At 69.5% G+C, this 11,847-nt stretch carries 12 protein-coding genes; 7 read left to right on the top strand and 5 right to left on the bottom strand.

The window, feature by feature from the left end; translation table 11 throughout:
* The 4 genes from mrdA to ABYX71_RS06895 form a co-directional block, all read right to left on the bottom strand.
* On the bottom strand, positions 1-1,406 hold a 1,406-nt coding region (mrdA, locus tag ABYX71_RS06910), incomplete at its 3' end, for a penicillin-binding protein 2 (RefSeq protein WP_372695776.1).
* 3 nt (positions 1,407-1,409) lie between these two features.
* Positions 1,410-1,895 carry a rod shape-determining protein MreD gene (gene mreD, locus ABYX71_RS06905; RefSeq protein ID WP_372695775.1) on the bottom strand — a complete coding sequence of 162 codons (486 nt, stop codon included), beginning with the start codon at positions 1,893-1,895 and terminating at the stop codon, positions 1,410-1,412.
* The gene (gene mreC, locus ABYX71_RS06900) at positions 1,892-2,779 is read right to left on the bottom strand and encodes a rod shape-determining protein MreC (protein WP_372695774.1); all 888 of its coding nucleotides are present in this window, start codon (positions 2,777-2,779) and stop codon (positions 1,892-1,894) included. The genes mreD and mreC overlap by 4 nt, the downstream gene beginning before the upstream one ends.
* Before the next feature lie 45 nt (positions 2,780-2,824).
* A complete protein-coding gene (locus tag ABYX71_RS06895) occupies positions 2,825-3,868 on the bottom strand; it encodes a rod shape-determining protein (RefSeq protein WP_372695773.1) in 1,044 nt (347 codons plus the stop codon).
* A gap of 108 nt (positions 3,869-3,976) precedes the next feature.
* Here ABYX71_RS06895 and gatC point away from each other — a divergent pair, with 108 nt between their 5' ends.
* Genes gatC through gatB form a run of 3 tightly spaced genes read left to right on the top strand, consistent with a single transcriptional unit; the run spans position 3,977 to position 7,196 of the window.
* Positions 3,977-4,264, top strand: coding sequence for an Asp-tRNA(Asn)/Glu-tRNA(Gln) amidotransferase subunit GatC (gene gatC, locus ABYX71_RS06890; protein ID WP_372695772.1), 288 nt, complete (start codon positions 3,977-3,979; stop codon positions 4,262-4,264).
* Between the two features lie 32 nt (positions 4,265-4,296).
* A complete protein-coding gene (gene gatA / locus ABYX71_RS06885) occupies positions 4,297-5,754 on the top strand; it encodes an Asp-tRNA(Asn)/Glu-tRNA(Gln) amidotransferase subunit GatA (RefSeq protein WP_372695771.1) in 1,458 nt (485 codons plus the stop codon).
* Positions 5,751-7,196 carry an Asp-tRNA(Asn)/Glu-tRNA(Gln) amidotransferase subunit GatB gene (gatB, locus tag ABYX71_RS06880; RefSeq protein ID WP_372695770.1) on the top strand — a complete coding sequence of 482 codons (1,446 nt, stop codon included), beginning with the start codon at positions 5,751-5,753 and terminating at the stop codon, positions 7,194-7,196. Before gatA ends, gatB begins: the two co-directional genes overlap by 4 nt.
* A 15-nt stretch (positions 7,197-7,211) precedes the next feature.
* On the opposite strand, the gene ABYX71_RS06875 is transcribed toward gatB, so the two are convergent.
* Entirely contained in the window at positions 7,212-7,742 is a 531-nt protein-coding gene (locus tag ABYX71_RS06875; protein ID WP_372695769.1) for a DUF2058 domain-containing protein, read from the bottom strand.
* A gap of 143 nt (positions 7,743-7,885) precedes the next feature.
* Here ABYX71_RS06875 and ABYX71_RS06870 point away from each other — a divergent pair, with 143 nt between their 5' ends.
* The 4 genes from ABYX71_RS06870 to ABYX71_RS06855 form a co-directional block, all read left to right on the top strand.
* Positions 7,886-8,653, top strand: coding sequence for an SDR family NAD(P)-dependent oxidoreductase (locus tag ABYX71_RS06870; protein WP_372695768.1), 768 nt, complete (start codon positions 7,886-7,888; stop codon positions 8,651-8,653).
* A 55-nt stretch (positions 8,654-8,708) separates the two neighbouring features.
* A complete protein-coding gene (locus ABYX71_RS06865; protein ID WP_372695767.1) occupies positions 8,709-10,367 on the top strand; it encodes an acyl-CoA dehydrogenase family protein in 1,659 nt (552 codons plus the stop codon).
* Between the two features lie 12 nt (positions 10,368-10,379).
* Positions 10,380-11,183 (top strand): crotonase/enoyl-CoA hydratase family protein, encoded by an 804-nt coding sequence (locus ABYX71_RS06860; protein WP_372695766.1) that lies wholly within the window; start codon positions 10,380-10,382, stop codon positions 11,181-11,183.
* A gap of 25 nt (positions 11,184-11,208) precedes the next feature.
* A partial coding sequence (locus ABYX71_RS06855) for a site-2 protease family protein (protein ID WP_372695765.1) occupies positions 11,209-11,847 on the top strand: 639 nt, incomplete at its 3' end.

Here is an 11,847-nt window from a genome sequence, read left to right as displayed (position 1 = left end):
GCCAACTGAGCCGTTGCGTACGCCAACTGCAACGCGGTCGCGGTGTTGTACCCCTGCCCGATGCCGGCGATCAGGGTCTCTCCCGGATACCACGGCGCACCGCGTGCCCGGCGCTTCCAATCACGCGACGGCAGGATGCCCGGCAGCTCGCCTGGCAGGTCGATGCCCGTGCGCCGGCCGAAGCCGAACGGCTCCAGTTCCCTGTGTATCCGGTCGATGCCGAGCCTGAAGGCCAGGTCGTAGAAATACACGTCGCAGGACTGCGCCACCGCCTCCAGCAGATCGACCCGCCCGTGGCCATGCCGCTGCCAGCACCGGTACCGACGCGGCGACTTGCCCAGCGTGTACCACCCCGGACACCAGGTGTGGTCGTGCGGCGCCACCGTGCCGCTGCGCAGCCCGGCCATCGCCACGAACGGCTTCAGCGTGGAACCCGGTGGATACTGGCCGCGCACGGCACGGTCGGTGAGCGGGCGCTGCGGATCCTCCAGCAGGCTCCGATAGTCGTCGGCGCTGATGCCGCCAACGAACAGGTTGGGATCGAAGGCCGGCTCGGAAACCATCGCCAGGACGTGGCCACTGGTCGGCTCCAGCGCGACCAGTGCACCGGCTTGCCCGGCCAATGCCTGCGTCGCAGCGCGCTGCAGGCCCAGGTCCAGGTTCAGGCGCAGGGCGGCCCCCGGCTCGGCACGAAGCCGTTCGAGCACACGAAGACGTCTGCCGTGGGCGTCCACTTCCACCTGCTGATAGCCAACCCGCCCCTGCAGACGCGTGTCGTAGGTCTTCTCGACACCGGTCTTGCCGATACTGTCGGCAGCCCGCTGCTCGGCCGAAGCGTCCGCCAGCTCGGTCTCGTTAAGGCGCCCGACGTAGCCGACCACATGACCGGTCAACGCACCGAACGGATAGTGGCGTGACAGCTCGCCGCGCAGTTCGACACCCGTGAAACGGTGGCGGTGCGCGGCAAAGCGTGCCGTCTCGACGTCGTCCAGATTGCGACGTAACGGCAAGGCCTCGAAGCGGGGCCGACTGTGTCGCAGGCGATTGAAACGCTCCAGATCCACCTCGCGCAGGTCCAGCAAGCGCCCCAGTTCGGCCAGCGTCGACGGCAAATCCGGTACGTTTTCCGGCGTCACGTACAGGCTGTAGCTGGACACATTCTCTGCCAGCAGCCGGCCGGCACGATCGGTGATAACGCCCCGCGCTGGCGCGATGGCCTCGGTGCGGATGCTGTTGTTGCGCGAAGCGGTCGCGTAACGGTCGTGCTGCACCACCTGCAACACCGTCAGGCGCGCCAGCAGGCCGCACCCCGCCAGGAGCATCAGCGCCAGCAACAGCACGGCGCGGCGCCGAAACAGGCGCGCCTCGGTCGCCGGATCCTTGATGGCCTGCGGGCGGCGGCGCATGCCTCAGCGTCCGGCGCGCCGACGCAGGTCGCGCAGGGTCAGGAACAGCCAGGGCCACACCAGCGCGCCACTGAGCGCCGGCGCCAGCATGGCCAGCGTCACCGGCCGGCCGGTGCTGCCGGTGACCAGGGCCAGCACCAGCTGATGCACGGCCAGCAGCGGCAACAGCAACAGTGCCTGCTGCGCCAGCGGCAGCACGCGCAGGCGCTGATGTGCGCCCAGCACCGCCGCGGCCACCAGCACCATCGCCAGCGCATGCTGCCCCAGCGGCGCGCCGGTCAGGGCATCCTGCAACACGCCCAGCAGCATCGCCACGGCAATACCCACCCGATCCGGCTGCGCCAGGCACCAGTACGCCAGCACCAGGGTCAGCCAGGGCGGCTGCCAGGCGGCCGCCCACGTCGGCACCGGTGCCGACAGCAACAGCCCGGCTGCCAGCAGGCTGAGCACGATGGCCGCGAAACGGGGGCGGATCGGGCTGGCGGTCACGGCGTGGGCGCCCCCGGCGGCGGGGCGGCACTGTCGGGCGCGGGCGGCCCCATGTCCGGTTCCGGCGGCCACACCAGCAACACCTCCTGAATCCTGTCCAGACGCCCGCGCGGCGTGGCCTGCACTTCGGCGAACTCACCCTCGCCGATGCGACTGATGCTGCTGACCGTGGCGACCGGCAAGTCGGCCGGAAACAGATCATCCAGACCGGAGGTCACCAGCACATCGCCGACTTCCAGATCGACGTGATTCGGCAGGAACGGCAGATCCAGCGCCCCGGCCGGCCCGCGCCCCACGGCGATGGCACGCACGCCACTGCGCACCGCCTTCACCGGAATGGCGTGGCGCGCATCGGTGATCAGCAGCACCTGGCTGGTCTGCGCGGCGACGTGCAGCACCTGGCCCACCACCCCCTCGGCGTCGAGCACCGGCTGACCAACGAACACCCCCTGCAGGGCCCCCTTGTCGATCTGGATCTGCCCGACATACGGATCAAGCCCGACCTTGACCGTGCTGGCGATCAGCGCGCGCAGCGGCTGCGGCGTCTGTGCCAGCGAATCGAGCAGCGCCTGCAGGCGACGGTTTTCCGCCTGCAGCGCATCAAGCGTCTGCACTTGCAGGTGCAGGTGCAGGTTCTCGGCCCGCAACGCCTCCAGTTCACTGCGCAGGGCGCGGCGCTCGCGCAGGGTGTCGGCCGCCCAGTCCCAGACCCGGAACGGCAGGTCGACGGCTTGTTGCAGCGGATGCAGAACCGTCAGCAACGCACCGCGCAGCGGCACCAGACGCGGGCCGCGCTGGTCGACCACCAGCAGCACCAGCGCCAACAGAGCCGCGAGCAACAGGCGCAGCCCCAACGACGGGCGACGCCGAAACAGGCTAGGCATGGGGCGCGACCGACGGCGGCACGGCCGCGCTGGCCGTGCGGCGACTCATTCCTCGTCGAAGATGTCGGTTACCTGATCGATGAAGTCCAGCGCCATCTCGCCGCCACGGGCCACGCACAGCATGGGCTCCTCGGCCAGCACCACCGGCAGGCCGGTCTCCTCCGAGAACAGCTTGTCGATGCCGCGCAGCAAGGACCCACCGCCGGTCAGCACCATGCCGCGCTCGGCAACGTCCGCCGACAACTCCGGCGGTATCTGTTCCAGCGCCTTGCGCAGCCCGGCGACGATGCCGTGCAACGGATCCTGCAGCGCCTCGAGCACCTCGTTGCTGTTCAGCGTGAAACTGCGCGGCACGCCCTCGGCCAGGTTGCGGCCGTTGACCTGGATTTCGCTGACCTCGTTGCCCGGATAGGCGGAACCGATCTCGTGCTTGATCGTCTCGGCGGTGGTCTCGCCGATCAGGGTGCCGTAATTGCGGCGCACGTAGTTGACGATGGCATCGTCGAACTTGTCCCCACCGATGCGCACCGACTCCGAGTACACCAGCCCGTTGAGCGAGATGACGGCGATCTCGGTGGTGCCGCCGCCGATGTCGATGATCATCGAGCCGGTGGCCTCGCTGACCGGCAGGCCGGCGCCGATGGCGGCGGCCATGGGTTCCTCGATCAGATATACTTCGCGCGCCCCGGCGCCGAGCGCCGACTCGCGGATGGCACGCCGTTCCACCTGCGTCGAACCGCAGGGCACGCCGACCACCACGCGCGGGCTGGGGCGGAAAAACCCGCGTTCGTGCACCTTGCGAATGAAGTGCTGCAGCATCTTCTCGGTGACGTAGAAATCGGCGATCACGCCGTCCTTCAGCGGCCGGATGGCGGTGATGTTGCCGGGCGTGCGGCCGAGCATGCGCTTGGCCTCGATACCCACCGCCTGGATGACCTTGCGGCCGTTGGTGCTGGCGCCGTGGCGAATGGCCACCACCGACGGTTCCTGCAACACGATGCCGCGCCCACGCACCGACACCAGCGTGTTGGCCGTGCCAAGGTCGATGGCCAGGTCGCTGGAGAAAAGCCCGAACAGTTTTTTGAACATCGAGTGAGTCCGCAGAAGACTTAAGGTATTGCCGGCGCGTCGAAAATGCCGGGGCGGTGCAATCTAGCAACCGGTCGGCCCGCCCACAACGGCTTCGGAGAGTCGAATATGTCGATCAGCAGTGACGAGGTCCGCAAGGTGGCGCATCTGGCCCGCCTGGAAGTACCACCAACGCAACTCGGCGCACACGCCGCCCAGCTGAGCACGATCCTGGAACTGGTGGAGCAGCTCGCCGGCGCCGATACCCGCCAGGTGCAGCCACTGGCGCATCCCATCGAGGCCAGCCAGCGCCTGCGCACCGACGAGGTAACGGAAACCGATCAACGCCGCCGCTTCCAGACCCTTGCCCCACAGGCGCAGGACGGCCTGTATCTGGTGCCAAGAGTGATCGAGTGAGCGAAGTTTACACTGCGGGGCGACCCTGACCCATGCTTGAACACACCCTGACCGAACAGGTCGCCGCGCTGCGCGACGGCGCCTATTCGGCACGCGAACTGACCGACGCCTATCTGGCCCGCATCGAGGCCGCCGGCGGCGCGCTGAACGCCTACATCACCGTCACCGCGGCGGCGGCCCGGGCGGCCGCCGATGCCGCCGACGCGGCACTGGCGGCCGGGAACGCGCCCGCGCTGACCGGCATCCCGATCGCCCACAAGGACATCTTCTGCACCGACGGCGTGCGCACCAGCTGTGCCTCGCGCATGCTCGACAGCTTCGTGGCGCCGTACGACGCCACCGTGGTGCAGCGGCTGGCCGCTGCCGGTGCGGTCATGCTGGGCAAGACCAACATGGACGAGTTCGCCATGGGCTCGTCCAACGAAACCTCGTTCTACGGCCCGGTGCGAAACCCCTGGGACCCTGCGCGGGTGCCCGGTGGCAGCAGCGGCGGTTCGGCAGCGGCGGTGGCGGCGGGCCTGTGCAGCGCCGCCACCGGCACCGACACCGGCGGTTCCATCCGCCAGCCGGCGGCACTGACCGGCATCTGCGGCCTGAAGCCCACCTATGGCCGGGTGTCGCGCTACGGCATGATCGCGTTCGCCTCCTCGCTGGACCAGGCCGGGCCAATGGCGCGCTCGGCGGCCGACATGGCGCTGCTGCTGCATGCCATGGCCGGTTTCGACCCGCGCGACTCCACCAGCATCGACCAGCCGGTGCCCGACTACGCGGCGGCGCTGTACCAGCCGCTTTCGGGGCTGCGCATCGGCCTGCCGGCGCAGTACTTCGACGCCGGCTTGGACCCGGACGTCGGCGACGCCGTGCGCGCCGCACTCGGCGAACTCGAACGGCTGGGCGCGCAGCTGGTCGACATCGCGCTGCCGCACACGCCGCTGTCGGTGCCGGCCTACTACGTGGTCGCGCCGGCCGAGGCATCGTCCAATCTCGCCCGCTACGACGGCGTGCGCTACGGCTACCGGGCGGACAATCCGGTCGACCTGGAGGACCTGTACAAGCGCAGCCGTAGCGAGGGCTTCGGCGCCGAGGTCAAGCGCCGCATCCTGATCGGCACCTACGTGCTGTCGGCCGGCTACTACGACGCCTACTACCTGAAGGCCCAGCGGGTGCGTCGCCTGATCCGCAACGACTTCCTGGACGCCTTCGACCGGGTGGACGTGATCGCCGCACCGACCACGCCACAGCCGGCATTCCGCATGGGCGAGAAGCAGCACGACCCGGTCGCCATGTACCTGTCCGACATCTACACCATCGCGGCGAATCTCGCCGGCCTGCCGGCGCTGTCGGTGCCCTGTGGCCAGGTACAGGGCCTGCCGGTCGGACTGCAGCTGATCGGCCGCGATTTCGACGAGGCCCGCCTGCTGAACGTCGCGCACCGCTACCAGCAGGTGACCGACTGGCACACCCGCCGTCCGCCGGAGACCCAAGCATGAGCGACTGGGAGAGCGTCATCGGGCTGGAGGTGCACTGCCAGCTGGCCACACGCAGCAAGCTGTTCTCGGGCGCCGCCACGGCCTTCGGCGCCGAGCCGAACACCCAGGCCTGCGCCGTCGACCTCGCCCTGCCGGGCGTGCTGCCGGTGGTCAACCGCGAGGCGGTGGCCATGGCCATCCGGTTCGGCCTCGCCATCGGCGCGCAGATCGCCCCGCACTCGGTGTTCGCGCGCAAGAACTACTTTTACCCGGACCTGCCCAAGGGGTACCAGATCAGCCAGTACGAGCTGCCCATCGTCGCCGGCGGCCACCTCGACATCACGCTCGAGGACGGCACCCACAAGCGCATCGGCATCACCCGCGCCCATCTGGAAGAAGACGCCGGCAAGTCGCTGCACGAGGACTTCCACGGCCACACCGGCATCGACCTGAACCGTGCCGGCACACCGCTGATCGAGATCGTCTCCGAGCCGGAGCTGGCCACCGCCACCGAGGCCGTGGCCTACCTCAAGAAGCTGCACGCGCTGGTGCGGTACCTGGAGATTTCCGACGCCAACATGCAGGAAGGCTCGTTCCGCTGCGACGCCAACGTGTCGGTGCGCCGGCGCGGTGAAAGCCGCCTCGGCACGCGCGCGGAGCTGAAGAACATCAACTCGTTCCGCTTCGTCGAACGCGCCATCAACGTCGAGATCGAGCGCCAGATCGATCTGCTCGAAGGCGGCGGCCGGGTGGTGCAGGAAACGCGCCTGTACGATGCCGAACGCAACCAGACGCGCGCCATGCGCGGCAAGGAAGAGGCCAACGACTACCGGTATTTTCCCGATCCGGACCTGCTGCCGCTGGCCGTGTCCGAAGCGTGGGTGGAGCAGTTGCGCGCCGCGCTGCCGGAACTGCCGGACGCCAAGCGGCATCGCTTTGCCGAGGCCTTCGGCCTGTCCGACTACGACGCCGGCCTGCTGACCGCCGAGCGCGAAGTGGCCGACTACTTCGAGGCCACCCTGGCGGCCGGCGCCGACGCCAAGCTGGCCGCCAACTGGATCAACGGCGAACTGACCGCCGCCCTGAACCGCGACGACCTGCCCATCACCGCCGCACCGGTCGGCCCGTCGGCACTGGCCGGACTGCTGACGCGCATCAGCGACGCCACCATCTCGGGCAAGATCGCCAAGGACGTGTTCGCCGCCATGTGGCTGGGCGAGGGCACCGCCGACGCCATCATCGAGGCGCGGGGCCTGAAGCAGATCACCGACACCGGTGCCCTGGAAGCCGCGGTCGACGCCGTACTGGCAGCCAACCCGGCGCAGGTGGAACAGCTGCGCGGCGGCAAGGACAAGGTGCTCGGCTTCCTGGTCGGCCAGGTCATGAAGTCCACCCAGGGCAAGGCCAACCCGGCCCAGGTGAACGCCCTCATCCGCGAGAAGGTCGGCAGCGGCACAGCCTGAGGCCGGCCGCCGCCATCACCACATCAGGTCGTCCGGCACCGGGAAGTCGGCGTAGGGATCGTCCGCCGCCGGCGCGGCGTCGGCCTGCGTGTTCAGCACCACCACGCACCCCGGATCGCGCTCGGCGATCTTATGCGCCGTGGCCGGCGGTACCAGTTCGAAACCCTGACCGTAGCGCACCACCGCCAGGGTGCCCTTGACCACCTGCAGGCGCTGGGCCTCGTGCATGGGCAGTTTGCGGATCATCCGTCCGTCCACGAACTGGTAGGCCGATTCACCCCCACGCCGATCCAGACGCTGATCCTTGATCATCTGCCTGATCTGCGCCGTCCGCTCCTTTCGCGCGCGCTGCGCCTGCAGCTCCTCGTTGCGGGCCCGCTCACGCTCGGCCCGGCGCTCGCGCTCGCGCTGCTGGGGGCTGGGGGCCGCCGGCTTGGGCGCCGCGCCACGCTTGGCGTCGACCCGCTTCTGCCGCTGCGCCCGCTTGACCTGCTCGGTGCTGACCAGGCCTGCCTTCAGCAGCTGTGCCTGCAGGGAATTGGCCATACGTTCATCGCTCCGTGGTGCCGCGGCCGTCCCGGCGCGGCGGCTCACTATAGTAAGTTCACTTCAGGGTGACGGCTGGACAAGCGCCTGACCGGCGCGGCAGCATCGGCCCGTTCGGTCAACCACGTCAACAGGGAAATTCCATGCAGTTTGCGGGCATTCGCGCCGTCGTCACGGGGGGCGCCTCGGGCTTGGGGCTGGCAACGGCACGGCGCATCGTCGCCGCCGGCGGGCGGGCGTTGCTGCTGGACGTCAACGCCGAGGCCGGCGCCGCCGCGCTGCGGGAACTCGGCGAGCAGGCGCACTTCCAGGCGGTCGACGTCACCGACGGGGCGGCGCTGGAGGCGGCGCTCGACGGCGGCCTCGCGTCCCTGGGCGGACTCGACCTGGCGGTGAGCTGTGCCGGGGTGGTCGGCGCCGGCCTCACGCTGGGCAAGCACGGCCCCATGCCGCTGGAGCAGTTCGCCCGCACCGTCGGCATCAACCTCATCGGCACCTTCAACCTGGCACGCCTGGCGGCGGCCCGCATGCAGGGCAACGCGCCGCGTGCCGACGGCGAGCGCGGGGTGATCGTCAACACCGCCTCGGTGGCTGCCTTCGACGGCCAGATCGGTCAGGCCGCGTACTCGGCCTCCAAGGGCGGCGTGGTCGGCATGACGCTGCCGCTGGCACGCGAGTTCGCGCGCCACGGCATCCGCGTGGTCAGCATCGCGCCGGGGCTGTTTCGCACCCCGATGCTAGAATCGCTGCCCGAGTCCGTGCAGCAGAGTCTGGGCGCCAGCGTGCCGTTTCCGCCGCGCCTCGGCGAGCCCGGCGAATACGCGGCACTGGTCGAGACAGTCGTCGAGAACGTGCTGCTGAACGGCGAAACGATCCGCCTTGACGGCGCCATCCGCCTGGCACCCAAGTAACCGAGCAACGGCCGACAGGCGGGCTTCCGCGACCACTTCACTTCAAGTACCCATCATGAGCGACACACACGGCGGCGCCTTTCTGGACCCGGCGCAGGCGCCGGGCACCATCTTTACGCCCGAGGATTTCGACGCCGAACAGCAGGGCCTGTTCGAGACCGCGCGGCGTTTCTGCGACGAGCAGGTATGGCCGCGCCTGGCCGACATCGAGGCCAAGACGCCGGGTGTGCTCGAACAGTTGATGCAGCAGGCCTCGGAGCTGGGGCTGACCATGCTCGACCTGCCCGAGGCGTACGACGGACTCGACCTGCCGCTGCCGGTGTCGATGCGGGTGCTCGAGAGCACCGGGCGCGAGCAGTCGTTCATGCTGACGCTGATGGTGCAAAACGGCATTGGCTCGCTGCCGGTGGCGCTGTTCGGCAACGAGGCGCAGAAAGCCGCCTGGCTGCCCGGCTTCGCCAGCGGCGAGCGGCGCGGCTGCTACTGCCTGACCGAGCCCGGCTCCGGCTCGGATGCGCTGGCGGCGCGCACCACGGCAGTGCTCGACGGCGACCAGTGGGTGCTCAACGGCACCAAGCAGTTCATCACCAACGCCGGCATCGCCGATGTGGGTTTCGTGTTCGCCAAGGTGCAGGGCGAGGTCGACGGCGCCACCGGCTTCACCTGCTTCATCGTGCCGTTCGATGCGCCGGGCGTGAGCCTGGGTGCCGAGGAAGACAAGCTCGGCATGTACGGCTCGTCGACCCGGCAGGTCATCCTGCAGGACGCGCGCATCCCGCGCGACCACGTGCTCGGACAGATCGGCCGCGGCCACGTGATTGCCTTCAACATCCTGAACAACGGCCGCTACAAGCTCGGCGGTACGGCGCTGGGCAGCGCCAAGTGTGCGCTGGACGCGGCCCTGGAATACGTCGTCGGACGCAAGCAGTTCGGCCAGCGCATCGCCGACTTCGGCATGATCCGGCGCAAGATCGGCCAGGCGACGGCCGACATCTACGCCGTGGAGAGCGCCATCTACCGCGCCGGCGGCGCCATCGGCGCACTGGCCGATGCCGGCGGACGCACGGGCGAGGCCAAGCTGGCGGCGCTGCAGGACTTCGCGCTCGAGTGCTCGATTGCCAAGATCGCCGGCTCGGAGCTGCTCGGCCGGGTGGCCGACGAAGCGCTGCAGATGTTCGGCGGCTACGGCTTCCTGGAAGAGTACCCGGCCGCCAAGTACCTGCGTGACGCGCGCATCGCCCGCATCTACGAAGGCACCAACGAGATCAACCGCATCGTCATGCCGCGCACGCTGCTGAAGAAGCTCGGCGCCGGCGAACTGGCCCTCGGCGGGGGCGGCGACAGCCCGCTGGCCAGCATGAAGGCGGCCCATGCCACCTGCTTCACGGCCGCCGTCGAGCGCCACGGCAGCGGGCGGGGCTTCGACGCCGACCAGGAGCTGATGGCCCACCTGGCCGACATGATGACGGCCATCTACCTGGCCGAATCGACGGCGCTGCGCATCGCCCGCCACCCGCGTCTGCAACCGGTGCACGAGGACGTCGCGCAACTGGTGCTGGCCCAGGCGGCAGCGCAGGTGGCGCAGCTGGCGGGCGAGGCCGCCGTGCACCTGGGCATCAGCCCGCCGGCCGTCACGCGCCCGGCAGCCGACCTGCTGGCACTGCGCCAGCGCATCGCGGCGCACGTGGTCGACGCCGGCAGCTGCGTCCTGTAAGGAGCTCCGGGCATGGACCTGCAGCACATCACGTTCACGGTCGAGCAGCGTGTCGCCACGCTGACCTTCAACCAGCCGGAAACGCGCAACGCCATCAGCGACGCGGCGATGATCGACGAGATCGTCGCCGTGCTGTCGGCCATCCCGGCGCGGCCCGACATCTCGGTGCTGATCATCACCGGCGCCGGCGAGGCGTTCTCTTCGGGTGGCAACGTGAAGAAGATGCAGGCCAAGGAGAGCCTGTTCGCCGGTACTGCCATGGACATCCAGCAGGCCTACCGGCTGGGTATCCAGCGCATTCCGCTGGCGCTGTACGAGCTGGAAGTGCCGGTGATCGCGGCGGTCAACGGGGCCGCCGTCGGCGCCGGCTTCGACGTCGCCATGATGTGTGACCTGCGCCTGGCCGCCACCAGTGCGCGCTTCGGCGAGACCTTCCTGAACCTGGGCATCATTCCCGGCGACGGCGGCGCCTGGTTCCTGCCGCGCGCGCTCGGTCACCAGCGGGCGGCCGAGCTGACCTTCACCGGCCGTCTGCTGGACGCCGACGAGGCGCTGCAGCTGGGCATCGTGCTCGAGGTGCTGCCGCCGGCCGATCTCATGGCGCGCGCGCACGAGCTGGCGACCCAGATCGCCGCCAAGCCGCCGCAGGCCCTGCGCCTGGCCAAGCGACTGCTGCGCGCCGGACAGGAAATGAGCCTGAAACACTTTCTCGATTACAGCGCCGCGCTGCAGGCGGCCTGCCACGGCACCGAGGACCACGCCGAGGCGTTGGCGGCCTTTTTCGACAAGCGACCGGGCCACTACCAGGGACGCTGACACGGGCCGCCACCGGCCGGACACCATGCTCGACTTTTCCCTGCCTCAGAAAATCGCCATCTGGGCCCTGCCGGTGCTGTTCGCCATCACCGTGCACGAGGTGGCCCACGGCTTCGTCGCCCGTCGCCTGGGCGACCGCACGGCGCAGATGATGGGGCGGCTGACCCTGAACCCGCTCAAGCACATCGACCCGGTCGGCACGGTACTGGTGCCGCTGGCCATGCTGCTGCTGCCCGGCGGTTTCCTGTTCGGCTGGGCCAAGCCCGTTCCGATCGGCTACAACAACCTGGGCAACCCCAAGCGCGACATGGCCATCGTGGCCGCCGCCGGACCGCTGTCGAACCTGCTCATGGCTGCCGGCTGGGCCCTGCTGCTGCGCCTGTCGGTGGAACTGCTGCAGCCACTGCCCTGGGCGGCACAGCCGCTGTTCTTCATGGCCCAGGCCGGTATCGCCATCAACCTCATCCTGATGATCCTGAACCTGGTTCCGATACCGCCGCTCGACGGCGGGCGGGTACTCACCGGCCTGCTGCCGGCGCGCCAGGCGGCGGCATTGGGCGCCATTGAGCCGTACGGCCTGATAATCGTGCTGGCGCTGCTGCTCAGCGGCGTCCTGTGGCGCATCCTGCAGCCGGTGATACAACTGTTCAACCAACTGCTGCTG

This window comes from Immundisolibacter sp. (genome assembly GCF_041625615.1).
Lineage (GTDB): Bacteria > Pseudomonadota > Gammaproteobacteria > Immundisolibacterales > Immundisolibacteraceae > Immundisolibacter.
Note: the sequence above shows the minus strand (reverse complement) of the source record. Positions and strands in the feature narration are given on the sequence as shown.

What these genes read in the sequence shown, in the direction of transcription:
- mreC (WP_372695774.1), bottom strand. Translation starts at nt 2,779, where the DNA reads ATGCCTAGCCTGTTTCGGCGTCGCCCGTCGTTGGGGCTGCGCCTGTTG.
- ABYX71_RS06895 (WP_372695773.1), bottom strand. Translation starts at nt 3,868, where the DNA reads ATGTTCAAAAAACTGTTCGGGCTTTTCTCCAGCGACCTGGCCATCGAC.
- gatC (WP_372695772.1), top strand. Translation starts at nt 3,977, where the DNA reads ATGTCGATCAGCAGTGACGAGGTCCGCAAGGTGGCGCATCTGGCCCGC.
- gatA (WP_372695771.1), top strand. Translation starts at nt 4,297, where the DNA reads ATGCTTGAACACACCCTGACCGAACAGGTCGCCGCGCTGCGCGACGGC.
- gatB (WP_372695770.1), top strand. Translation starts at nt 5,751, where the DNA reads ATGAGCGACTGGGAGAGCGTCATCGGGCTGGAGGTGCACTGCCAGCTG.
- ABYX71_RS06875 (WP_372695769.1), bottom strand. Translation starts at nt 7,742, where the DNA reads ATGGCCAATTCCCTGCAGGCACAGCTGCTGAAGGCAGGCCTGGTCAGC.
- ABYX71_RS06870 (WP_372695768.1), top strand. Translation starts at nt 7,886, where the DNA reads ATGCAGTTTGCGGGCATTCGCGCCGTCGTCACGGGGGGCGCCTCGGGC.
- ABYX71_RS06865 (WP_372695767.1), top strand. Translation starts at nt 8,709, where the DNA reads ATGAGCGACACACACGGCGGCGCCTTTCTGGACCCGGCGCAGGCGCCG.
- ABYX71_RS06860 (WP_372695766.1), top strand. Translation starts at nt 10,380, where the DNA reads ATGGACCTGCAGCACATCACGTTCACGGTCGAGCAGCGTGTCGCCACG.